Raw genomic sequence first — 22,565 nt, 5'->3', positions numbered from 1 at the left:
TTTAGAAACCGTCGGCAATTCCTGCCAGTTTCGAAAATAATTTCCTGTATCCATCCATTCGATCCTCTGCCTGAGTCCAGTTATTCCCGGACCAAGGCGTTCCGCTTTCAGTAATTCGTGCAGTATCTTGCCGGTCGATATTGAAGACCGCCTTTCCCATTTCCTGCATCAACGGAGCAAGCTGATTAAAATCGGGTATTTCTACAGCAATTGGTTTTGTAGTGCTGGGCAGATATAATTCATTTTCGACGCCGTGCCTTTTCATGACACGCTTGAGAGAACCTCCAATCTCCTTTGGCAAACGACTCATCCATAGCTTATATCCCGGCTTAGCTCTGCCAGCATATATTTTGAATGCTTGAACGATTGCACCTAGAAATGCAGGTGTGCCCGGTCGAATCGGAAGTCCCAAATCTTCATATTGACGCTTTACCTGCGCATGCTCTGTCATCCATCGATCAATAATTGTCGAGAGCGTTCCGATGGCTTGAACATTAAAGCGATCAGGCGCTACCGGGATGAAAAACGCGTCACAAACAAGAAAAAACGCTCGTGTTAGCGCTCCGGAGCTTGGCCCAACATCGATAAATATGTAGTCGTATTGCTCCTTCTGCGCCATCCTAGTTAAAAAATCGCCAATTGCAACATATGTGCGCATTAGATTCGTACGCATGCTATTCCGCTGTAGATGCGCCTCTGCCAGATCGTCCTCGATTGAACTGAGATCAACCGATCCTCGCAATAAATATAGATTATTATCCACCTGATGAACCTTTACCTTCGAAAGGTCGATGAATGCAACATCACCTTTAATGCGCTGATTCAGAGCATCTAGAACACTAGTACCTGGTAACTCCGGAATAGCCGCGCTCATGGCAACTTTCGAACTTGCCGCCTTTTCGTCGAGTTCCGCAATCACTGGCGCCAGCGCTATTTCGGTCAAATTACATTGCGGATCGGCATCAACCATCAGGACTTTTTTCCCAGAATCAGCCAGAAAAGTCGCGAAATTGAAGGTGGACGTTGTTTTTGAAACTCCACCCTTGTGATTATAGAGAGTTATGATTTTCACTTGAAAATTCGCCCAATTATTCGATGTTGCCAGTAATGGAAAATTTATTTCTTATAGTGCATTAAAGCGACTATGCGCGAAGGACATAATGCGCCTAGATTCGGTCGAAACGTTGACGTGTCGTGCCTCCAAATCAACCCGGGCCCTCGCAGTGGGTTAGCCAACCGTTTTTCGAAGCCGGATACTTGCGATACGTCGCGTCTAGATTATCAGTACTCAGCCAGTTAGCCTATCATCTGCGGCTATCGCGGCATCGTCCATCTCGTAGTTTTCGCATATGTGACAGAAGACGCTAATTCCGTTATGTAACGATTCTCTTGACCTTGGGGAGGACCGAAGTTGCATACCTTTGAAGGTCTTACACTTCATCGACTCAGTTGCAGGGTGCTCGCTTCGATTTCTTCAGTTGCATCGACACCGGACATCAGTGCCGCCGAGCATGTTCCAAAATCACTTCACAGAGGTGCTGCAACGTCGCAGAAGTCTGCCCTCTCCGAGCGCCTGCATCTAGCCAGTCCGCAATGAACATCTCATGTTTCTCGAGACCGCCTTCATTCGCGTAGTTCGCTCGAGCAGTATTGGCTAGCTGCTCAAAGCTCTCCCCGAAGTCCGCTTTGACTGCATCTCCCATATTTGCTTGCCACACGACACAATTCGTTCCGAAAAAATGCTCCCGTGGGAACAGATCACATTCGTGCGCCACAAGCGCAATGAGCGCACGATTGTCGCCTTCGTGCTTGATGCGATGATCATTTCGAGTAATGTTGCCATCTGCATCAAATATCGTGAACACCGGCAAGCCAAGTTCGTTCGCGATTGCCAGCGGCTGAATGAGCTTGTCCTTGCCGTTGACTGGAATGAGATGACATCCAAGGCGGCGGAATTCGTCCCACATGCCTGACAGGTGCAGATGACTAGTGATGTATGAGACGTCTTCCTGACCTTCGACCAGAACAGGAATCCGCGAGAAGAACATCTCCCCGATACCCGGCTGAAGGGCCTGATGAATCTTTGCGATAAGTCCCTGCAACGGACGAGCGACATCCTCACCGCGAACCTCTCGAATCCGCGTACACAGGCTCTGAAAATTCACGCCACTTATGGTCGAGGTGGTGCCACTATGTGGTCTTCTTACGAGGCGGACATTTTCAAAACCTTCCCCGCTAACAAACAGCGGAGAATGTGTAGTAACCAGTATTTGATTATTGCTAGCCGGCTGAGTTAGCCTAGAAAATACTTCCGCAAGATGCCGCGCCTGGGGAGGGTGCTGATAAAGCTCCGGCTCTTCACACCCGAGGAGAAGCGTCGGCGCGTTCGGAGCATCGGCGCCTGCCAGCTCCTGCAGTAGGGCAAGCAAATACGACCGCTGGAGACCGTGTCCCATGCGAGCCAGACTGCCAACGAATTCCCCATCGCCCGTGGAAATTCCGGCAAGCGGCTGTTGCACGGTCACAGACTTAGCGGGATCAGATAGCCACGCAACACTGAGTTGAACATTGGGATGAGCCCACGCCTCCAATCGACGCTGAAGTGCGCCCGCAATCTCGATAAGTTGCTCTCGGTTTCCATCGAGAAGCTCTCGATATCGCTGCAAAGTCTCCGTCTTGAGGATTTCAAGCTGCTCGTCAAAATTTGTTCGAGTTCGGACGGCTCGAGCAATGAGCTTCCCTAGCGCGGTGTTCTTCGCCTCTTGGCCTTCTTCATACGCATCCTTAACCGCCGGAACGTATACCCATTGCACATAAGCAGAGAGTTTTCCCGTGCTGTTCACCCCATAGAAATCATCAGCACTCGGAATCAGCACGCAATCCTGCGGGCGCTGCGCTTCGAATTCTCTAAGTGCGCTGATCTTCTCATCCTTCGATCGGGCAGCACGAAGCTCCTCATATTGAGCTTGGAATTCGGCATAAATATCGTTTAGCACTGGAGCTTTAGCACCTTCCTTTTCGGCTTCAAAAAACCGCCGAAACGCTTCGATCCCGAGCCGATGTCCGTAATGTCGCACCGTAGCAAATCCCAGCACTTGATCGTAAACAGCCTCAGCTGTTACTGTCAGATCGCCTCCTCTCACATATGCTGCTAACGACTGCTGCGCGGCATCGCTAAGCCCATCAAACGTGACCGTAATGCTCACCGGATCGGCAACGTTACGACGGTGAAAATCTTCATCAGTCAGCTTTGTGACGTCAGTACCGCCCGTGGCGCGCTCCTGGAAGAAGACGTTCAGAGCTGCAAGTACCGTTGATTTGCCAGCACCGTTTGGTCCGACAAAACATGTGTACTGGTTTAAATCAATACTTTGATTCTGAATTGCGCGAAAATTCTCAATTCTTATCCGTTTGATTTTCATGACAGTATGTCAATAATTTAGTGTTATCGCAGGCTGGCCGTCGCGTTGCGCGTGGCAAAATTGGTTCTGCCCCTTTTGTTATGTAAGTCACGCAAAGTTGAAGCAACTCACTCGGCGCCGGAGGGATCACGACTATTGAGCTCGGCGAATTTATCCGCCATCGTCGGGTTGCCCCGAGTCAGCCTTTTGATCGTCACATCCTGAGCCTTGTCGTTCGCAAGACGAAGGTTGCGATCCGTGCCTAGCAAGGCTTCCTTCGTCTTCTGCAAATGGTCGATCGACTTGTCGATCTCATCGATCGCCAATTGAAAACGTCTAGAAGCCAGATCGTAGTTCTTCGCGAACGCCGTCTTGAACGTCTCAAGTTCCGTTTCGAAATTCGTGATATCTATGTTTTGCGCCTTAACAAGTGCCAGTTCCGACTTGTACTTAAGCGAATTCATCGCCGCGTTCCGCAGAAGCGTGATGATTGGAATAAAGAACTGCGGTCGCACCACGTACATCTTCGAGTAGCGATGGAACACGTCGACAATCCCTGTGTTGTAGAGTTCACTGTCCGGTTCCAGCATAGATACCAGTACCGCATATTCGCACCCCTTCTCGGTGCGGTCTTTGTCGAGTTCCTTCAGGAAGTCCTCGTTTTTATTCTTTGTCGAGGTGCGGTCGCTCTCGTTCTTCATTTCAAACATGATCGAGACGATCTCGGTGCCAGCCTCATCCGTGTCCCGAAAAATGTAGTCACCTTTGCTGCCAGTACGCGCGTTGTTATCTTTCTCGAAATATGCCCTCGGAAATGCCGTCGCTCGAATACGATTGAACTCGGTTTCGCAATGTTGCTCGAGGGTTTCGCCGACCATCTTTGTCGACAAGCGAGCCTTCATATCTCGGAGGCGTTCGATCGTATCGTCGCGATCCTTAATCTGCGTCTCATACTTATCCTTGAGCGACTTCTCTGCGAGTTGCTTCTCGAGTTCCGCCCGCTCGAGACCGCTCTTCAGTTCGTCCCGCTCCTTCTCGACCACACTGATCGCTTCATTCAACACGAGCTTTTGTGTGACCTCGATGGCTTCGAGCCGGGCCTTCAGGCCATGGACCTCCGCGTCCTTCGTGGCGGCGGCCTTCTGCAACTCGTGTACTAGCTTGGCCTCGGCCAGTTGTGAAGCCGCTTGCCTATCGTGCTTCGCTTGTTCAAGTTCGTTTGCGAGCAGGTCACGCTCTTTTTCCACAGCGCTCCGAGCCTCGTTTACAGCAAGTTTCCGCTCAACCTCACCAGCATCCAGCCTAGACTTAAGTTGTTGAATCTCAGCATCCTTGGCCGCGGCGGCTTTCTGCAATTCGCTCGCTACCTTTGTTTCGGCAAGCTCGACGGCGTTTCGCTTGTCCTGTTCGGCCAACTCAAGCCGTTCGTGCAACTGCTTCTCGAACTCACGGTCGCGAACCTGCTTCAGGATGTCCGCGTACCCGGCTTCGTCGATCTTAAATGCCTTCCTGCAGTGCGGGCAGATGATTTCATGCATGATTATTTAGTCAGAAATCTCAAAATGGAGGCGTCACATATTCCAGCACGAAAAAATCTTTATAATTCTGGTTATTCGATGATTTACTGTAGAATTTTCATTTATTTCCATAGACTAGCGAATCTTTTCGGCATAACCTTTTCGAACGACCCGGCCGATATAGCTATTCAGCCCTTGGCCGGCCATTGCCAGTCGATGCATCTCAGCGATGTTCGTTGGGCTAGTGCTGTTCGTGTTGTATAAATATATTGAGCCATCGCCGAACTGCACCGTGATTGAATTTTGATCAAATTCATAAGCGGTGACATTTGAATTGCCACTGTGGTTTGCGTAACTAATCATATAGCCGCCCCCGGTAATCGTATTTGAATTTTGACTAATTAAATTAAAGCAAGGTGTCTCGCGCTCACTCTTGCTGTCGCTGCATTGGCAATTGACTCAGGCCAGTATTGGTGTTTTTGCTTCAGACAGCGAACGGTAAATGCTCAATGTCCGCATCCATCTCCGCTCAATTCCGCGTCGAAATTTTTGCTTTCATGTCTTCGCTGTGACCAATATGCGCCGAGCATTCCCCGCGCGGCAGCTTATATCGCAGGTAAGATTTATACACCAAAGATCCTGCATAGCGTCAACTTTTACCGCCAATGGAATATAATTATGCGGACCGCATTGATCGAAATCGGTGAGCGATCAAAGCGACTGCGTAACAGGTACAGTTATTCGGCTCGACTTCTCCGACGGCGGCCCCTGCCACCTTCAGATCCTGACTACATGCCAAAGAACCGCCCTCATCCCAATGAGCCCAAGAACGCTAGAGCAGCAGCAAGCGTACAGAAAGGTGTATCGCACGCTCTGCCTTCGCAAGCTAAGCCGGACATCGAGCTAGGCTCGGGTCTGTCTGGGCTAGCGGCCTTGCGCGACGCACTCAAGCGTGACGCGATCCGTAGTGAGCGCCAGCGAGCCGTCGCAAGAGAAACTAAGCGGACGGCGGACGTTGATGCCGCGCTGTTTCGGCAGCAGCTGGGCGAAGTTACGCCTCTAGCTTCAAAGACGAGGGCAACGCTAACTCGCACGCCTCCCGCCCCACTACCGCTTCAAACGCGGCTGGATGAAGAGGCGGTCTTAAACGAAGCCATCTCCGATGAATTCGATCCAGAAATGCTCCTCGACACCGATGAGTCGCTTTTCTATTGCAGACCCGGCGTGAACGAGGAAGTAGTGCGCAAGTTGCGGCGCGGTGCCTGGATTGTTCAGGCGCAACTCGATATGCATGGGATGCGCCGTGAGGAGGCGCGAGAGGCCCTTGCAGAATTCATACGGGAATCCAGCAAGCGTGGCTTAAGATGCCTTCGAGTTATTCATGGAAAGGGGCTTGGTTCGATCGGAAAGGAGCCTGTCCTGAAGGGAAAAGTGCGAGCGTGGCTCGTGCAAAAAGAAGAGGTAATCGCCTTCTGCCAAGCGAGATCCAACGACGGCGGCGCAGGTGCAGTTCTCGTTTTATTGCAACCTAGTTCTCTTATAACGCAACCGAAACCGTAGCAACTAGCCGCCCATCCATGCATCCTCGACTTACCTTCGCGCTCGCGGTAATGGAGGCAATCGCTATTCTTGCGTATGCCATCTCCGGATTCATCGAGTCGCGCGCTAGACGTCTAGACCCAATTGGAACATTTCTTGTGGCAATGGCGACCGCTTTCGGTGGCGGCACCGTTCGCGACATTTTGCTCGAGCGCCGGCCATTCTACTGGGTTCAGCACCAGACATATGTCATCGCTTTGTTCGTCCTGTCATTCTTTGCGCCGATGCTGCTGAAAGCGACGTCTGGCCTATTTTCGGAGCGAGTGCTTCTTGTGGCTGATGCAATTGGCCTTGGCCTATTCAGCGTATCCGGAACATCACTCGCGTTGGACGCGCAGATGCCATGGTTCACCGCGGCAATGATGGGAGTAACAACAGGCGTCTTCGGAGGGGTTATCCGGGACGTGATGTGCAATGAAGTCCCGCTGATACTGCGTGATTCGCGCCCGTACGCAACATGCGCTTTTGTCGGCTGCCTACTCTACGTATTTCTCGACTACATCAACTTCGATACTGTCTACAGCGTGCTCATCGCAACGATGTTCATTCTGATCGCCCGCCTCGTCACCTTCAAGTACAACATCCGTCTCCCACACTAACGGCCGTGCCCAAAGAAAGAATGGTGGCCTTAAGCCACCATCCCTCGTTCAATGTCTCGTAGCGTTAGCCGGCACAACAAACACATCCTCCCGCTGATGCGCCTCCTGCTGCTTCTGCCGCTTCATCATCCGCCCGCCAAGCAGACTCTGGAACATATCAACATCCAGCTGAGCCTGTCCCTCAGCCTCCGTCGCGATATCCTGCAGTAGCGTAATGAACCGCGCCCGATCTAGCTGCGGCGTATCCAGACTAGCAATAGCCCGAGCCAACGCTGCGAGCTGCGAGAATTGCTGGAGCTGTCGCCGTCCGGTCAGCAGCGCCTCTTGAAGCAGCGCGCCCAGCATATCCGACTGCTTCTGCGAAAGAGGCTTCGTGGACGAAGTTTTTGACGTCATGGTGCGATCTCCAGAATTACAGATAAATCGCCCGACACACTGACTCGGGTGAGCGGGCACATGACAAGGTTGGAAGACCGGACCACTACCATTACCGGCGAGCCTTTCGGCTCCCTCGCCACGGCCCGCCCGTAGGCGTGCAGAGACATGCGCACAAGACCCGCTTTCGCGGGTCTGTGCTGGTAGTGGATATCGGGCTTCCAAACCCGTCCATCACTGTTTCGATGGCAATCCGAAGTATAGGGTAGCCAGCGGTACAGCTGATCAACTGAACAGGCGAAGATACGACAACACCCCTGCCTCAACAAAAAGGCCCTGACGCATCACACGCTCAGGGCCTCATAGCATGCATTCCGAATCAACCTCAGGCGATCCGCTCTTCCGTAGCCGGATCAAACAACACCGCTTTAGAAACATCAAACAGCAGGTTCATATTCTGCTCAGGCTTCGGATTCGCACCCGGGTGCACCCGGCTAACGATGCGCTTCCCATTAACCTTAGCAAACACCAACGTATCCGGCCCGGTCGGCTCGATCACATCGACCTTCACCTCAACCTGCTGAATCTTCCCTTCCTCGGCGTTATGAGCATGCCGCGGATCGGTGATCCGTTCCGGCCGCAGCCCAAGGATCAACTCCTTGCCAACGTGTGACCGAACCTTCCCATCAAACGGCAGATTAAGAACCGTGCGAGTCACGCCCGTATCAAGCTCCAACCCCACACCAGAACCCTGCTCCACCACCTTCCCTTGAATGAAGTTCATCGGCGGCGCGCCAATAAACCCAGCCACGAAGAGATTAGCGGGCGAATCATAAATATCCTGCGGCGCCCCAAACTGCTGAACGATCCCATCCTTCATAACCGCGATGCGATCGCCGAGCGTCATAGCCTCGATCTGATCATGCGTCACATAAACAATGGTGGTGCCAAGACGCTGATGCAGCAGCTTGATCTCAGACCGCATCTCAATCCGCAACTTAGCATCGAGATTAGACAGCGGCTCATCAAACAAGAACATGACAGGATCCCGCGCCAGCGCCCGACCCATCGCCACGCGCTGCCGCTGTCCACCAGACAACTGCCCCGGCTTCCGATCCAGCAAATGCTGAATCTGCAGCATATTAGAAACCCGCTCAACAATCTGAGCCTGCTCATTCTTAGGCACCTTCCGAATGTTCAGCCCGAACGAAATATTGTCCCGAACAGTCATCGACGGATAAAGCGCATACGACTGAAACACCATCGCAATATCGCGATCCTTCGGCGAAAGATTATTCACCGTCTTCCCGTCGATCTGAATCTCGCCCTTCGTCACCGTCTCGAGGCCGGCGATCATATTGAGCAGCGTCGACTTCCCGCAGCCCGAGCCGCCGACGAGAATCAGGAACTGACCGTCTTCGATGTCGATGTTGACACCCTTCAAGACCGGCACCCCGTTCGGGTAGGTCTTGTACACGTCACGGATGGAAAGGCTTGCCATGCTGTGAATCCTCTAGTCTCTGAACCTGCTCAATTAACCCTTCACCGCGCCCGCCGTCAGGCCGCGCACGAAATAGCGGCCGGCGATCACATAGACCAGCAGCGTCGGCAGCGCGGCGATAATCGCCGCCGCCATGTCGACGTTGTATTCCTTCACCCCGGTCGACGTGTTCACGAGGTTGTTCAGCGCCACCGTAATCGGCATCGAATCCACGCCCGAAAACACGATGCCGAACAGGAAGTCATTCCAGATCTGCGTGAACTGCCAGATCAGACACACCATGAAAATCGGCAGCGATACCGGCATCAGGATCTTCGTGAAGATCGTGAAGAACCCGGCGCCGTCGATGCGCGCGGCCTTCACCAGTTCCGCCGGGATGCTCACGTAGAAGTTGCGGAAGAACATCGTCGTGAACGCAATGCCGTAGATCACGTGCACCACCACCAGGCCGGTCGTCGTGTTCGACAGGCCGAAGAAACCTTCAACGCGCGCCATCGGCAGCAGAATCGCCTGGAACGGAATGAAGCAGCCCACCAGCAGCATCGTGAACAGTGCGTCCGCGCCGCGGAAGCGCCAGTGCGTCAGCACGTAGCCGTTGAACGCGCCGATGATCGACGAAATCAGCACCGCCGGAATCACCATGCGCACCGAATTCATAAAGAACGGCTGCATGCCGTCGCAACGCACGCCCGTACACGCCTCGCTCCACGCCTTGATCCAGGGCGCAAAGGTCCAGGTCGTCGGCGGCGTCAGCAGGTTGCCGTGGCGCAGCTGATCGATGTCCTTGAACGACGTCGACAGCATCACGTACAGCGGGAACAGAAAGTAAAGCGCAAACAGGATCAGAGCCGCGTAAATGACAGCCCGGCTGATCGTCATCTTAGGCTGCATTGCGGGTACCTCGCGATTCCAGATACATCAGCGGCACCAGCACCGCCACCACCGTCGCAAGCATCATGATCGACGACGCCGCGCCGACGCCCAGCTGCCCGCGGTTGAACGAAAACGTGTACATGAAGATCGCCGGCAACGACGACGACGTGCCCGGCCCGCCCGCGGTCAACGCGATCACCAGGTCGAACGTCTTGATCGTGATGTGCGACAGGATCAGCAGCACCGAGAAAAACACCGGACGCATGCTCGGAATCACGATCTTGCGGTAGATGGTCGGCAAGGTGGCGCCGTCCACTTGCGCCGCCTTGAAAATCTCCGCGTCCACGCCGCGCAGGCCCGCGAGGAACAGCGCCATCACGAAGCCGGTGGATTGCCACACGGCCGCGATCACGATACAGAAAATCGCCTTGTCCGGGTCGCCCAGCCAGCCGAACGAGAAGCTCGTCCAACCCCAGTCGTGCAACACCTTCTGGAAGCCGAGGTCGGGGTTCAGGATCCACTGCCATGCGGTGCCCGTCACGATGAACGACAGCGCCATCGGGTACAGGAACACCGCGCGCAACGCGCCTTCGTTGCGGATCTGCTGGTCGAGCAGAATCGCGAGGAACAGGCCAAGACCAATGCAGATCGCGATGAACGGAATGCCGAACCAGCCGAGGTTCGCCGCGGACGTCCACCAGACGTCGTTGTCGAACAGCTCGCGGTAGCGCGCTAAACCGACGAAATCGTAACGCGGCAACAGTCGCGAATTCGACAGCGACAGGTAGCCGGTGATCAGAATAAAACCATAGACGAAGACCAGACTGATCACGATGCTGGGCGACAACACCAGCTTCGGAATCCAGCGGTCGGCGAGCGCCGCCATCGGCGACGTGCGGCGCGCAACGGAACCCTTGCGCTTTGCGTTTCCGCTAAGAGAAGCAGTCACAACTCGACTCCTGGAACTTTGCACCGTCACGGCACGCGCTTTCTGTGCGAAAACGCGCCGCGCCGTGCGGCCGAGGGCGCGACTGTCGTCGTACCGTCTTCGCCCGGAGCGTTGCCGTTGTGCGGCGCCGCCCCGGGTGTCGTGCTACTGCATGGCCGCAGCTGTGCGTCGCGATGGGTTGCGGTTGCATGGCTGCGGCTATGCCTGGGTGCTGCTGTGTTACTTCGTCTTCGCTGCCTTCGCGAGCGCTTCAACCGCGCTCTTCGAATCTTGCTGCGAGTTCATGAACTTCGTCACGACGTCGCTGATCGCGCCTGCCGCTGCGTCCGGTTGAGCCATGCCGTGCGCGAGCGAAGGCACATAGCCGCCCGATTTGATCGCCGTTTGCTCATCCGCGTACGACTTCTTCGCGCAATCGTCGAACTTGTCCATCGACACGCCCAGACGCACCGGAATCGAACCCTTGTACAGGCTGAACTGCTCCTGGAACGCCGGGCTCATGATGGTCTTTGCGAGTGCCAGCTGGCCCGGCGTCGCGGCCGTTTGGCCCTTCTGCTGGAAGAACACGAACGAGTCGACGTTGAACGTGTAGGCCTTTTCCGTGCCCGGCACCGCAGCGCAGATGTAGTCGGAACCCGACTTCTTGTTCGCTGCCGCGAATTCGCCCTTCGCCCAGTCGCCCATGAACTGCATGCCGGCCTTGCCGTTGATCACCATCGCCGTCGCCAGGTTCCAGTCGCGGCCCGTGCGGCCCGCGTCGAAGTAGCCCTGGATCTTGCGAACCGTGTCGAACACGCCAACCATCTGTTGCGACGTCAGCGTCTTCTGGTCGAGGTCGACAATCGCCTTCTTGTAGAAGTCCGCGCCTTGCGACAGCACCACGTCTTCCCACAGCGTCAGGTCTTGCCACGGCTGGCCGCCCATCGCGATCGGCTGGATGCCGGCGGCTTTCATCTTGTCGGCTACCGCGAAGAACTCAGGCCACGTGGTCGGCACCTTGCCGCCTGCCTTGTCCAGCGCTGCCTTGTTGATGTACAGCCAGTTCACGCGGTGCACCGAGAACGGCGCGCCAACGTAGTGACCGTCTGCATGCATGATCTTGTCGATTTCCGGCGGAAGCTCTTTCTTCCAGTCCGTTGCTGCGGAGTCGATGTTGACGAGCACGCCTTGCGAGGCCCAGTCTTGAATCAGCGGACCCTTGATCTGTGCGGCGGTCGGTGCGTTGCCGGCGATCACCTGGGTCTTCAGTGCCGTCATGGCCGCAGCGCCCGCGCCGCCTGCCACTGCAAAGTCCTTCCACGTGTAGCCCTGCTTCTGCATGTCGTCCTTCAACACGCTGATAGCCTTCGATTCGCCACCCGACGTCCACCAGTGCAGCACTTCGACGGACTCAGCCGCTTGCACTGCAGCCGCGCCGCTCAACAAACCTGCGGCACACAGGGCGCCCATGATCGCTCGAATTTTCATTCTTTATCTCCTCCAGACACCTGAACTTACAGACGTTATGCCCCTGCCGGACAGGAAGCGGTTTTTGGTCGAATCAAACAGGCAACACTACTGGACGGCAAGCATCTGCGCGCTTCGGGTGCGGACCTTCTGGCCGCCGAGGGAAGCTGTTGCGCCGATGTCCGGCCGCGGATGCTCAAGAGATGATCGGCTCGAAAGCCAATGGACTGTCTCCTCTTTTGCTTTTGTGCCTGCCCGCGTCGCGCGTTGCAGACTCGAGGCGCACTCGGCACGCCATTCGTTAGCGTTTGCCCTGATATGCCGCACCGCTCAGTGCATGCGACGCATCAAAACGCATTGTTCGATACCATGCCGGGAAGCTTCGTCAACCCGCTGAACACGCGCTCTCTGACTGGCCCCGCACGCTTTTTTCATCGAATTAACGTTACCTCTTGATTTGGATTGTAGTTAAACTACAATTCAGTGTCAAAAAAAATTTTATCGGACTACGGCCTGCTTACAAGGCCTTCCATGGCATCGCGGAGACTCATGCATACCGATTCAAGCTTCACTTTCGTGCTCTTCGGCGGCACCGGCGATCTGTCGATGCGCAAGATTCTTCCCGCGTTGTATGAGGCGCATCGGGCTGGGTCGTTGGCGGCAAGTGGGAAGATCTTTGCGGTCGCAAGGCATATCGATGGCCGCGCGCAGTATCTGCAGTGGGTCGATCAGCATGTGAAGGCGCACATCGGCAAAGAGAGCTTTTCCGATGACGCTTGGAAGTCGTTTCTTGAGCGCATCGACTTCGTTGCGATCGATCTTGGCAAAGCGGAAGATTTCGTTTTGCTTCGAGATGCCATTAGTAGTTTGCCTGGCATCCGTGTGTTTTATCTCGCGACCGGGCCTTCGTTGTTTGTGCCTATTTGTCGCGCGCTCGCGTCTGTGGGGCTTAATGAAAACTCGAGAATCGTGCTCGAGAAGCCCTTAGGGTATGACCTGAACTCGTCCAATGCGATTAACGATGCAGTCGGTGAAATGTTCACCGAAGAGCAGATCTATCGTATTGACCACTATCTGGGTAAGGAACCGGTTCAGAACCTGTTGGCGTTGCGGTTTGGCAATGCGCTGTTCGAACCGCTGTGGCGGCGTGACTGGGTAGAGAGCATTCAGATCACGATTGCTGAAGAGCTTGGTGTCGAAGCACGTGGCGATTTCTACGACAACACCGGCGCGCTGCGCGATATGGTGCAGAACCATTTGCTGCAGCTGCTTTCGATTGTCGCGATGGAACCGCCGCTTTCGATGGATTCGGATTCGGTGCGTGATGAAAAGCTGCGCGTGCTGCGCGCGTTGAAGCCGATCGATCCGCGTGACATCAGCCGTGTTGCGGTGCGCGGGCAGTATCACTCCGGTGTGATTCGTGGCGCTGCGGTGCCGGCTTATGCGACCGAATCCGGTGTGCGTCCCGACAGCACCACTGAAACCTTCGTCGCAGTCAAAGTCGAAATCGAAAACTGGCGTTGGGCCGGCGTGCCGTTCTTCCTGCGCACCGGAAAGAGGCTTGCCGATCGCATTGCGGAGATCGTCATCAACTTCCGCCCGGTGCCGCATTCGGCGCTGGGTGCATCCGCGCTGCGCGCCGGCGCCAATCGGCTGGTGATCCGCCTGCAGCCGAACGAAACTATTCGCCTCTACTGCCTCGCCAAGAAGCCCGGCGAAGGTATGAACCTTTCCAGCGTTCACCTCGACCTCGCGTTCGATCAGTTCTTCCGCGAAGGTCAGATGGAAGCCTATCAGCGCCTGTTGCTCGATGTGATCAACGGACGCCTCGCGTTGTTCGTGCGTCGCGACGAGCAGGAAGCCGCCTGGCGTTGGGTCGAGCCGATTCTCAACGAATGGGCCAGCTCGGGTAACAAGCCGAAGCCTTACGCAGCAGGCACATGGGGCCCCGCTGCCTCGAGCGCGATGCTCGCGCAACACAACACCTGTTGGCTCGAGGAAGAGAATTGATGCGCGGCTTGGCCACGCTTTAGCTTCGATATGTGGTTCGGCAATGTCATTTATGCTGCGCATTCCCGACCAAGAAAAGATGTAGCACGGAGGAGAAGTCCATGATCCAGCTTCACGCTTTCGAAGACCCGCGCGCGCATTCCGATGCGCTGGCAAAAGCCGTTGGCGAAGCGCTACAAGCTTCGCTAACCGCTCAGGTCGCAGCGACCGACGCGGGCGCGTTTCGTACGACGCTTGCCGTATCCGGCGGCTCGAGCCCCCGGCCGTTTCTGCAAACGTTGTCCACGCACGCGTTCGATTGGTCGCATATCGACGTGACCCTGGTCGACGATCGCTGGGTGCCGGAAACCGATAGCGCCAGCAATTCGAAGCTCGCGCATGAGACCTTGCTGCAAAATGCCGCAGCCAAGGCACGGTATCTGCCGTTGGTGGATACGTCGCAGACGCTTGAAGCCCAGGTTGCCGCGTTGAATAGCGATCCTCAGCGCGTGGTGCCGCATGTCGCTGTGCTCGGCATGGGCGAAGATGGCCACACCGCTTCGATTTTCGCCGACGCGCCCGAGTGGGACTTCGCTATCTCCACTAACGATCATTTCGTCGCGGTGCATCCGGTGGCCGCGCCGCATGCGCGGATCAGCTGGTCGCTGTCCGCGCTGAAGAAAGTCGAACACCTGTTCCTGTTTATCGCCGGCCAAAGCAAAATGGATGTGCTTAAGGCCGCTTCCGCCACCCTACAAAAAAATGCCATCTCGCAGCTCGCAAACGACAAGGGGGTACGACTCGATGTCTACTGGTGTGCAAAATAAAGCTGCCCCCACCGCGGGCCAGCACGCCGATGGACCGAGGCTTCTCGCCGATGTCGGTGGGACCAATGCGCGCTTCGCGCTTGAAACGAGACCGGGCGAAATCAGCCAGGTGCATGTTTATCCATGCGCCGAGTACCCCGGGATCGCGGAGGTCATCAAGAAGTATCTGAAAGATACGAAGATCGGTCGTGTGAATCACGCGGCGATTGCGATTGCGAATCCGGTCGATGGTGATCAGGTTCGCATGACGAATCACGATTGGACGTTTTCGATTGAGGCTACGCGCCGCACGCTTGGGTTCGATACGCTGCTGGTGGTGAACGATTTCACCGCGCTGGCGATGGCGTTGCCGGGGCTGACTGATGCGCAGCGGGTGCAGGTGGGCGGCGGGTCGCGGCGGCAGAATAGCGTGATTGGTTTGCTTGGGCCGGGCACCGGGATGGGCGTGTCGGGGCTGATTCCCGCTGATGACCGGTGGATTGCGCTCGGCAGTGAAGGCGGTCACGCTTCGTTTGCGCCTTCGGATGAGCGTGAAGACCTCGTGCTGCAGTACGCGCGCAAGAAGTGGTCGCATGTGTCGTTCGAACGTGTAGCGGCGGGCCCGGGTATCGAAGTGATCTACCGTGCGCTCGCAGCACGCGACAAGAAGCGCGTACCCGCAACCATCGAACCCTCCGACATTTCAAATCGCGCGCTCGAAGGCGATCCGCTTGCCGCGGAAACGCTCGATTGCTTCTGCGGCATTCTCGGTACGTTCGCCGGCAATATCGCGGTGACGCTCGGCGCGCTGGGTGGCATTTACATCGGTGGCGGCGTGGTGCCGCGTCTCGGTGAGTTCTTCGCGCGTTCGTCGTTCCGTCAGCGCTTCGAAGCGAAAGGCCGCTTCGAAGACTATCTGAAGAACATCCCGACGTACGTGATCACCGCCGAGTATCCGGCGTTCCTCGGCGTTTCCGCGATTCTGTCGGAGCAGTTGTCCAACCGGTCGGGCGGTAGTTCGTCGGCCGTGTTCGAACGCATTCGCCAGATGCGCGATGCGCTGACGCCGGCTGAACGCCGTGTCGCGGATCTTGCGTTGAATCATCCGCGTTCGATCATCAACGATCCGATCGTCGATATCGCGCGCAAAGCCGATGTCAGCCAGCCGACGGTGATTCGCTTCTGCCGTTCGCTGGGCTGCCAGGGTTTGTCGGATTTCAAGCTGAAGCTCGCCACCGGTTTGACCGGCACGATTCCGGTGAGCCACAGCCAGGTGCATCTCGGCGATACGGCGACAGACTTCGGCGCGAAGGTGCTCGATAACACCGTGTCGGCAATTCTGCAGTTGCGCGAGCATCTAAACTTCGACCACGTCGAAGAGGCGATCGATCTGCTGAACACCGCGCGACGCATCGAGTTTTACGGGCTCGGCAATTCAAACATCGTCGCGCAGGACGCGCACTACAAGTTCTTCCGCTTCGGTATTCCGACGATTGCGTATGGCGATCTATATATGCAAGCCGCTTCGGCTGCGTTGCTCGGTAAGGGCGATGTGATCGTTGCAGTGTCGAAGTCGGGACGCGCGCCGGAATTGCTGCGTGTGCTCGACGTTGCGATGCAGGCCGGCGCGAAGGTGGTTGCGATTACGTCGAGCAATACGCCGCTCGCGAAACGCGCGACTGTCGCGCTGGAAACCGATCACATCGAAATTCGCGAATCGCAGCTTTCGATGATCTCGCGGATCCTGCATTTGTTGATGATCGACATTCTCGCGGTGGGTGTAGCAATTCGTCGCGCCGCGCCGGATGCCGATGTGAATGAAGCAGTGGCCAAGGCGCGCGTAGGCGCTGATGAAGAGACCAGTGCTGTGCTCGACTGGTTGAGCCACGGGGCGGCTTCGTCGCCTAGAGACTAACGGTGATATCCCGCAAGGCAAAGCAGGCACGACACGCTTTGCCTTGCGGGAACCTCTCTGCTTTCGCAGTTATTTCGGCAAGGCTAGTTGACCAAACAACGCTCTACGGCGTCACGGTGAGCTAACCGCCGCGGCCCACTCCCGCTAGCGATAACGCTCCGCCGCATGCGGCCCACTCAAATGCGGTAGCAGCGCTTTGCGCGCCGCTTCAAACGCGTCATAGTATTTGACGTCCAGCAGCGGCGGAATCGTCACCGCTTCATGCCGGTCGAATCCGACCAGCGCCGCATCCACCAATTCGCCGACGTCCATCATGTTGTCGTTGACGCTGCGGCCTGAGCGCTCCCAGATCTCCGTTTTGGTGCCTGACGGCAGTACCGCCTGCACGTAGATCTCACCTTGCAGCTCTGCCTGTATCGCACGCGAAAGCGCGAGCACATAGGCTTTGCTCGCACCGTACACACCCGGAAGCCATTCGGGCGCGAAGCCGACCACGGAACCGATGTTGATGATCGAGCCTTCCACACCGTGCGCACGGAAGCCCTGCACTGCCGCGCCGCAAAGACGCGTCAACGAGACGACGTTCAGGTCGACGAGTTGGTAGAGCGGATTCAGGTCGTCGGCGGCAAAACCTTCGGGGCTCGATGCGCCCGCGTTGTTGACGAGTAGCGTCACCGGCGGTTCGGCGCGTAGCCGGTCTTCGACCGCTTTGACTTGCTCCGGCTGGGTCAGATCGGCGGGTAGGACTTCGATCGTCACGCCGGTGTCCGCTCGCAGTTGCGTTGCCAGCGCTTCAAGGCGCGAGACGTCGCGTGCCACCAGAACCAGGTTGTAGCCGCGCCGGGCCAGGCGGTCGGCATAAGTCTTGCCGATGCCGGACGATGCGCCGGTAACCAGTGCGATGGATTGATCGTTGTCCATGGAGTCCTCTCGTCATCCAGAATGTGTCCGAGAATCTTGTCGGTTCCATTACAAGAAAGCAAGGTAAAGACACACGGATGCGGCGCCGAAATAACATCGCGAAAGAATCTCGAAAGTGAATTGTCTGAACACGACCCGCGGTAATTTTTCGTAAAGCAATTCATTGCGGCTATACGCTCGCGCCGCATCGTCGGCACGCCCTCTGCGCTATCTGATCTCTTAATTTCCCAGTATTCTTGGCGGTCACGCCGGTCGGTCGAATAACGCAAAGAGCAAAGCCTGCGCAAAATGGGCTCGGGAGTGCAGTTCGCAATGGCAGCACTAGAACCAGAAATCCAGCGGCCTCCCAAGGGGCATCAAAGTCATACCGTTGCCGCGACGTTTGCGAAATCAGCGATCGCAGCGCTTGCCGTGTGCGGGTGTATTGCACTGGGCTCGTTTTATACGTCCGGCACGCATCTGTTTGCGCCGGCATCCGGCGACAACATCAGCAACGACGATCAAATGGCGCGCGCTCAAGCGTTCAGTCATTTGCAGAATCTTGTTGTCGCACGCGTAGCGGCAAATGAATTGCCGGGTGCGATCAATTCGATGCATCTGAGCGCGGACCAGAACGAGAAGTTAAGCGCGCTCCTCAACCCGCCGGCCGCGACGACGCAAACACCAGCAGCAACGCAAGCCACTGCAAACGAACCACGCCAGCCAGTCAGCGCTGCCGCAACATCACCCGGCGCGGTTCCAGCAAGAGTCTCCACATCCGCTCTAGGCCAGGCGCCGGCAGCGAAACCGGCCCCGGCCAGTGCTCGCACGCCGACCTATCTCGCATGGGTGCATCTGTGGGACACCGATGCCGAAGACGGCGATGTCGTTCGCATCGAGAGCGCCGGCTACGCGCGTACCGTTACGTTGACCAAACAAGGCATCACGTTTGCCGTGCCGGTTTCAGGTAGCGGTCAAATTCGTATCACCGGTGTCAAGGATGGTGACGGCGGCGGCGTGACCGTAGGCATCGGATCCGGATCCGCTCAGGCAATCCTGCCGATCATGAGCGAAGGTCAAACGCTAACCCTGAACGTCAGGACGAACTGATGCGCTGGCTCAACTCGCTTGCGACGCGCTACGCACCGCTCGCCTTTGTTGTGATGGCATGCGTGGCCGCCGCGCAATTCCTGATGCAGCATCATCCGGACTCTCCGAATCTCGGGCATCTTGCCCGCGATACAGCGGCGTTCCTGCACGCTTACGCGTGGTGCGTGCTCGTCGTTGCAGGCGCGCTCTGGCTGCTCACTTTTGCAGGCTATTTTCACGACCGCAGACGCGGCGCCAATCTCGATACAAGCAAAGGCAGGTGGTTAATGGACGCACTCGACAGGCTGACGAATCGACGCGTGCTGGAAGAAAAGCTTGCCCAGGAACCCGGGCCGGAGATCATCGATTCGGAGAAGCTCGCCGATGCGCTGAAGAGCAAGGTCATCGGCCAGGACACGGTCTGCGACGACGTCGCCGCGCAAATCCGCCGTCGCCTTGCGCTTCGGCAACGCAACAAGCCCATCGGCGTATTCATGCTGGCGGGCCCGCCGGGCACCGGCAAAACCTATCTCGCGAAATGCCTCGCTGCCGAGGTGGGACGCACGCTGCTGCATTTCGACATGACGCAATTCTCGAGCGGCGCTCATGCGGCCACGCAGTTGTTCGGCGCATCGAAGGGCTATGTCGGCTCGAACACCTACGGCAAACTCACCGCCGCGCTACGCGACACGCCGGATGCAGTCGTGCTGCTCGACGAAATCGAGAAAGCGCATCCCGAGATCCACAAGCAGTTCCTGACCGCGTGGAACGACGGCTTCGTGACCGAAGCATCGGACGGGCGACAGATTTCGACGACGCGCGCCATCTTCTTCATGACCACCAATGCCGCAACGGACGACCTGCAGACGCTGAGCACGACGTATGCGCAGGACGCCGACGAACTGCGGCGTGCATCGACCAATGCACTGCGCGAAGCGGGATTCGCCCCTGAAGTATTGAATCGCATCGACCGGATCTTTGTGTTCAGACCACTCAGTGGCCTGGATATCGCCCGCGTGGCAGCACTCGAGATCGAGACGATGATCAAGAGCTACGGGCTCGATGTGGCCGATGCCGGTATTGACCCGGAGATTTTGCTGGATATGATGCGCCGTCAGCAGCGCCTGGGCACCGGCGCTTCGTCGCGGGACCTGGTGCGTGCCGTAGAAGAATCGCTTGCGGACACGCTGATCGACGCAAAGCAGCATGGCCATACCAAAGTGAGCCTGCAGTCTGTGGATGGCAGCGTCATCGCGCAACCCGAAAAATGAATCCGAACGCATCTGACGCACGCGGCGGGATGGCGCCGTCCTCACTGTGGCAGCGCGCACCGCTCTGGCGTGGCTGTGTTTGTGCCGCTGTGTTGTTGTCCGCCGTGGTGGTGTGCTTTCCGCCGAACTGGCATGGGAGCCGCGTCAAGCAGCAGGCTGCTGCTGAGTCGGTTGCTTACGATCCGCCATCTGCGCCTACCGCTGCGGCTACGGCTGCGGCCGCACCTGCAGCTGCACCTGCACCCGTGGCGGCAGTTGTCCCAGCGGCTGCTTCCGTCGTTGCGAGCGTCGCGGCGCACAAGCAGGCCGAGCCGGTAAAACACCTACCCGTAGCCGCATCGACGATGGTTACAGCCGCAACGACCGCCACGCGTGCCAACCTTGCGGTGAAGCAGACAACCATGCCCGCCGCCCTCGCCACCGCAGATGTCAGCGCACCGCAAAAGCCGGTTGCAAATGCCCAGATTTCGCTAGCGACACCAGGGCAGCCCAAAGCCGCCGATCCATCTGGACTCAATGGCGCGATGTTCGGCCGTACTTTCCAGCAATCGGTGCAAGCCGACCACTTCAACGTGCCGCTGCCACCCGGGCAGTGGGTGATGCTTGCGCACTTCAACATTCATACTCCAACGTCGGCAGGCCACGCCTACTTCCTTGGGCACATCGAGCACAGGCGGCTGGTGGGCGGCGTCAGACTTTTCGCGCTACACAGCAACGACCAGCCAGGAGCCGGCTTCCCGGCCGCGAAAGGATGTGTCATCGGCAATCCGAACGCAAACTACGTGTACATCGAATCCATTACGGCCAACGACCACCAGGGCTGCTGGATCGTGGATCATTACTTCACGCCGCCGTTACAGCAATGGGCTGACCGCGCCACACGTATCTCTGCTCTCGATCGTGCGGTAGGCGGCGATCTAGCCGCCAAAGGCGTGGACTATCCGCAGGACCTGCCCACCGTGCGGTTCACGCGTGCCGAAAAGTGGGGCGTGCTGGAAGTCACCTATCTATTCGATCCCGAACTCGACGGCATTCAGTCGGCCAATGCGCTGTCCGTCAGCGAGTCTGACTGGCATGCGGCGAATATCAGCCGCTTTCCTGAGAAAGTGGCTTATGTGGCAAAGCTGCGCGCATGGGGCGAAGGGTTCTGGCCTAAATTCCAGCAGGCGTTCGATTCCGGCAAGCCGTTAGATACCGCGGCGGCAAGCACGCCTGCCGCTGCTGCTTCGGCGCCTTGATTGCGCAAGCGTTGACGTTCCGCGATCAGGCACCGCGCCGTGCGCCGGCTGCGGTAACGGTGCCTTGCGCTTTTGCCTCGGCAATCAACCATGAACGCAGCGCGGCAATCTTGCGCGAGTGGCCGCGACCATCGGGCAACACGAGGTAGTACGCCAGATCGCGTTTCACCGGTAGCTTGAAAGGCCGCACCAGCCTGCCGTCTTCGATGTCTTTGGTGAGCAGTTGGACTTGTCCCATCACGACGCCCATGCCTTCGAGGGCGGCTTGATACGCGAGAAACGAGTTCTGGAACACGCCCTTCTGCCCACGCACGTACTCATCAAGATCGACGCGTCCTTGCGCATGCAACCAGTCGAGCCAGTCGCGTTTCCGATAGCGCGATTGCAACAGCCGATATTGTTTAAGGTCGTCGATCGATTCAAGCGACGGTCCGCTCTTTAGCAACGCCGGGCTGCACATCGGCTCGATCACGTCCGCAAACAGGAACTCGCCTGAAGCGCCGGGCCACTGCCCTTCGCCGATCTGAATCGCCGCGTCGATGTCTGCTTGCTAAAGTTCACCGGCGACACCGTCGTGCTGATTTCCAGCGTGATCGACGGATAGCGTTGCTCGAAGCGATGCAAGCGGTGCATCAGCCATTTCGCTGCGAAGGTCGCGTACACACATAGCCGCAGCGGTTGCCCTTCGGCCGAGCCCTTTAACGAAGCGGTCGCGCTGGAGATCGCATCGAACGCCGGGCCGATCTGCGTAAAGTAGCGCTCGCCGACTTTGGTCAGCGTTACGCCACGTGGCCCACGCTCGAATAATTCGACGCCCAGGTACGCCTCGAGCGTCGCCAGTTGCCGGCTCACCGCCGAATGCGTCACCGAAAGCTCCGCTGCAGCACGCGTCAAACTGCCGAGCCTCGCGACAGCATCGAATACATGCAATGGATTGAGCGGCGGAACCGGACGCGTCATCGGCGTGTATGAGCAGATTGAAGCTGCTGAGCTGTGACTAAAAGTCACAGCAACTTACGCTATACGAAGTGCCCTGTCAAACCGCGACCTGAAACAATCCAGTCACGTTCCATCGACCTTTAGACGGCGTGCGCGTC

19 protein-coding genes are annotated in these 22,565 nt (G+C 57.1%); 8 read left to right on the top strand and 11 right to left on the bottom strand.

The genetic code is table 11. The features are described 5' to 3' along the window. Position 1: 1 nt before the first annotated feature. The 3 genes from ACYVNQ_RS30445 to ACYVNQ_RS30435 all read right to left on the bottom strand — a co-directional run bounded on the left by ACYVNQ_RS30445 (position 2) and on the right by ACYVNQ_RS30435 (position 4,939). Positions 2–1,072, bottom strand: coding sequence for a ParA family protein (locus ACYVNQ_RS30445; protein WP_460907983.1), 1,071 nt, complete (start codon positions 1,070–1,072; stop codon positions 2–4). A 424-nt stretch (positions 1,073–1,496) separates the two neighbouring features. Then, complete coding sequence (locus tag ACYVNQ_RS30440) at positions 1,497–3,422, bottom strand: ATP-dependent nuclease (RefSeq protein ID WP_460907981.1); 1,926 nt, start codon at positions 3,420–3,422, stop codon at positions 1,497–1,499. Between the two features lie 107 nt (positions 3,423–3,529). Then, entirely contained in the window at positions 3,530–4,939 is a 1,410-nt protein-coding gene (locus tag ACYVNQ_RS30435) for a DUF2130 domain-containing protein (protein WP_460907979.1), read from the bottom strand. Between the two features lie 771 nt (positions 4,940–5,710). Between ACYVNQ_RS30435 and ACYVNQ_RS30430 the strand changes: the two genes are divergently transcribed. Then, on the top strand, positions 5,711–6,478 hold the full coding sequence (locus tag ACYVNQ_RS30430; RefSeq protein ID WP_460907977.1) for a Smr/MutS family protein: 768 nt from the start codon (positions 5,711–5,713) through the stop codon (positions 6,476–6,478). Positions 6,479–6,495: 17 nt separating this feature from the next. After that, on the top strand, positions 6,496–7,116 hold the full coding sequence (locus tag ACYVNQ_RS30425; RefSeq protein ID WP_460907975.1) for a trimeric intracellular cation channel family protein: 621 nt from the start codon (positions 6,496–6,498) through the stop codon (positions 7,114–7,116). 48 nt (positions 7,117–7,164) lie between these two features. Here ACYVNQ_RS30425 and ACYVNQ_RS30420 read toward each other — a convergent pair whose 3' ends face one another. The 5 genes from ACYVNQ_RS30420 to ACYVNQ_RS30400 all read right to left on the bottom strand — a co-directional run bounded on the left by ACYVNQ_RS30420 (position 7,165) and on the right by ACYVNQ_RS30400 (position 12,281). Next, on the bottom strand, positions 7,165–7,512 hold the full coding sequence (locus ACYVNQ_RS30420; RefSeq protein WP_460907973.1) for a hypothetical protein: 348 nt from the start codon (positions 7,510–7,512) through the stop codon (positions 7,165–7,167). Between the two features lie 364 nt (positions 7,513–7,876). After that, positions 7,877–8,992, bottom strand: coding sequence for an ABC transporter ATP-binding protein (locus ACYVNQ_RS30415; RefSeq protein WP_460907971.1), 1,116 nt, complete (start codon positions 8,990–8,992; stop codon positions 7,877–7,879). A 33-nt stretch (positions 8,993–9,025) separates the two neighbouring features. Next, a complete protein-coding gene (locus tag ACYVNQ_RS30410) occupies positions 9,026–9,883 on the bottom strand; it encodes a carbohydrate ABC transporter permease (RefSeq protein ID WP_460907969.1) in 858 nt (285 codons plus the stop codon). After that, entirely contained in the window at positions 9,873–10,814 is a 942-nt protein-coding gene (locus ACYVNQ_RS30405; protein WP_460907967.1) for a carbohydrate ABC transporter permease, read from the bottom strand. Before ACYVNQ_RS30405 ends, ACYVNQ_RS30410 begins: the two co-directional genes overlap by 11 nt. A 219-nt stretch (positions 10,815–11,033) precedes the next feature. Further along, complete coding sequence (locus ACYVNQ_RS30400; protein ID WP_460907965.1) at positions 11,034–12,281, bottom strand: ABC transporter substrate-binding protein; 1,248 nt, start codon at positions 12,279–12,281, stop codon at positions 11,034–11,036. A 528-nt stretch (positions 12,282–12,809) separates the two neighbouring features. On the opposite strand from ACYVNQ_RS30400, the gene zwf reads away from it, so the two are divergent. From zwf to ACYVNQ_RS30385, 3 genes are all read left to right on the top strand, one after another. Continuing rightward, the gene (gene zwf / locus ACYVNQ_RS30395; protein WP_460908501.1) at positions 12,810–14,270 is read left to right on the top strand and encodes a glucose-6-phosphate dehydrogenase; all 1,461 of its coding nucleotides are present in this window, start codon (positions 12,810–12,812) and stop codon (positions 14,268–14,270) included. Between the two features lie 101 nt (positions 14,271–14,371). Beyond that, positions 14,372–15,076 carry a 6-phosphogluconolactonase gene (gene pgl / locus ACYVNQ_RS30390; protein ID WP_460907964.1) on the top strand — a complete coding sequence of 235 codons (705 nt, stop codon included), beginning with the start codon at positions 14,372–14,374 and terminating at the stop codon, positions 15,074–15,076. Then, complete coding sequence (locus ACYVNQ_RS30385; protein ID WP_460907962.1) at positions 15,054–16,970, top strand: bifunctional transcriptional regulator/glucokinase; 1,917 nt, start codon at positions 15,054–15,056, stop codon at positions 16,968–16,970. The genes pgl and ACYVNQ_RS30385 overlap by 23 nt, the downstream gene beginning before the upstream one ends. 144 nt (positions 16,971–17,114) lie before the next feature. Here ACYVNQ_RS30385 and ACYVNQ_RS30380 read toward each other — a convergent pair whose 3' ends face one another. Then, positions 17,115–17,891 (bottom strand): SDR family NAD(P)-dependent oxidoreductase, encoded by a 777-nt coding sequence (locus tag ACYVNQ_RS30380; protein WP_460907959.1) that lies wholly within the window; start codon positions 17,889–17,891, stop codon positions 17,115–17,117. Positions 17,892–18,203: 312 nt separating this feature from the next. Between ACYVNQ_RS30380 and ACYVNQ_RS30375 the strand changes: the two genes are divergently transcribed. The 3 genes from ACYVNQ_RS30375 (at position 18,204) to ACYVNQ_RS30365 (ending at position 21,468) form a co-directional block, all read left to right on the top strand. After that, positions 18,204–18,980 carry a hypothetical protein gene (locus ACYVNQ_RS30375; protein ID WP_460907957.1) on the top strand — a complete coding sequence of 259 codons (777 nt, stop codon included), beginning with the start codon at positions 18,204–18,206 and terminating at the stop codon, positions 18,978–18,980. After that, positions 18,980–20,230, top strand: coding sequence for an AAA family ATPase (locus tag ACYVNQ_RS30370; RefSeq protein WP_460907955.1), 1,251 nt, complete (start codon positions 18,980–18,982; stop codon positions 20,228–20,230). The genes ACYVNQ_RS30375 and ACYVNQ_RS30370 overlap by 1 nt, the downstream gene beginning before the upstream one ends. A 401-nt stretch (positions 20,231–20,631) precedes the next feature. After that, positions 20,632–21,468 (top strand): hypothetical protein, encoded by an 837-nt coding sequence (locus ACYVNQ_RS30365; RefSeq protein ID WP_460907954.1) that lies wholly within the window; start codon positions 20,632–20,634, stop codon positions 21,466–21,468. A gap of 25 nt (positions 21,469–21,493) precedes the next feature. Here ACYVNQ_RS30365 and ACYVNQ_RS30360 read toward each other — a convergent pair whose 3' ends face one another. Both ACYVNQ_RS30360 and ACYVNQ_RS30355 read right to left on the bottom strand, forming a co-directional pair. Continuing rightward, positions 21,494–21,952, bottom strand: coding sequence for a LysR substrate-binding domain-containing protein (locus ACYVNQ_RS30360; protein WP_460908499.1), 459 nt, complete (start codon positions 21,950–21,952; stop codon positions 21,494–21,496). After that, positions 21,937–22,428: a LysR family transcriptional regulator gene (locus ACYVNQ_RS30355; protein ID WP_460907952.1), complete on the bottom strand. Its 492-nt coding sequence runs from the start codon at positions 22,426–22,428 to the stop codon at positions 21,937–21,939. Before ACYVNQ_RS30355 ends, ACYVNQ_RS30360 begins: the two co-directional genes overlap by 16 nt. Positions 22,429–22,565: the final 137 nt, after the last annotated feature.

The organism is Paraburkholderia jirisanensis, from assembly GCF_054782355.1.
This window is presented reverse-complemented; position numbering and strand designations above follow the sequence as displayed.

Excerpts from the sequence above, each read along its gene's own strand:
- ACYVNQ_RS30410 (WP_460907969.1), bottom strand. The coding sequence starts at position 9,883 with ATGCAGCCTAAGATGACGATCAGCCGGGCTGTCATTTACGCGGCTCTG.
- ACYVNQ_RS30400 (WP_460907965.1), bottom strand. The coding sequence starts at position 12,281 with ATGAAAATTCGAGCGATCATGGGCGCCCTGTGTGCCGCAGGTTTGTTG.
- ACYVNQ_RS30355 (WP_460907952.1), bottom strand. The coding sequence starts at position 22,428 with ATGACGCGTCCGGTTCCGCCGCTCAATCCATTGCATGTATTCGATGCT.
- ACYVNQ_RS30365 (WP_460907954.1), top strand. The coding sequence starts at position 20,632 with ATGCCCGCCGCCCTCGCCACCGCAGATGTCAGCGCACCGCAAAAGCCG.
- ACYVNQ_RS30380 (WP_460907959.1), bottom strand. The coding sequence starts at position 17,891 with ATGGACAACGATCAATCCATCGCACTGGTTACCGGCGCATCGTCCGGC.
- ACYVNQ_RS30435 (WP_460907979.1), bottom strand. The coding sequence starts at position 4,939 with ATGCATGAAATCATCTGCCCGCACTGCAGGAAGGCATTTAAGATCGAC.
- ACYVNQ_RS30440 (WP_460907981.1), bottom strand. The coding sequence starts at position 3,422 with ATGAAAATCAAACGGATAAGAATTGAGAATTTTCGCGCAATTCAGAAT.
- ACYVNQ_RS30415 (WP_460907971.1), bottom strand. The coding sequence starts at position 8,992 with ATGGCAAGCCTTTCCATCCGTGACGTGTACAAGACCTACCCGAACGGG.
- zwf (WP_460908501.1), top strand. The coding sequence starts at position 12,810 with ATGCATACCGATTCAAGCTTCACTTTCGTGCTCTTCGGCGGCACCGGC.
- pgl (WP_460907964.1), top strand. The coding sequence starts at position 14,372 with ATGATCCAGCTTCACGCTTTCGAAGACCCGCGCGCGCATTCCGATGCG.
- ACYVNQ_RS30425 (WP_460907975.1), top strand. The coding sequence starts at position 6,496 with ATGCATCCTCGACTTACCTTCGCGCTCGCGGTAATGGAGGCAATCGCT.
- ACYVNQ_RS30385 (WP_460907962.1), top strand. The coding sequence starts at position 15,054 with ATGTCTACTGGTGTGCAAAATAAAGCTGCCCCCACCGCGGGCCAGCAC.
- ACYVNQ_RS30420 (WP_460907973.1), bottom strand. The coding sequence starts at position 7,512 with ATGACGTCAAAAACTTCGTCCACGAAGCCTCTTTCGCAGAAGCAGTCG.
- ACYVNQ_RS30375 (WP_460907957.1), top strand. The coding sequence starts at position 18,204 with ATGGCAGCACTAGAACCAGAAATCCAGCGGCCTCCCAAGGGGCATCAA.
- ACYVNQ_RS30430 (WP_460907977.1), top strand. The coding sequence starts at position 5,711 with ATGCCAAAGAACCGCCCTCATCCCAATGAGCCCAAGAACGCTAGAGCA.
- ACYVNQ_RS30370 (WP_460907955.1), top strand. The coding sequence starts at position 18,980 with ATGCGCTGGCTCAACTCGCTTGCGACGCGCTACGCACCGCTCGCCTTT.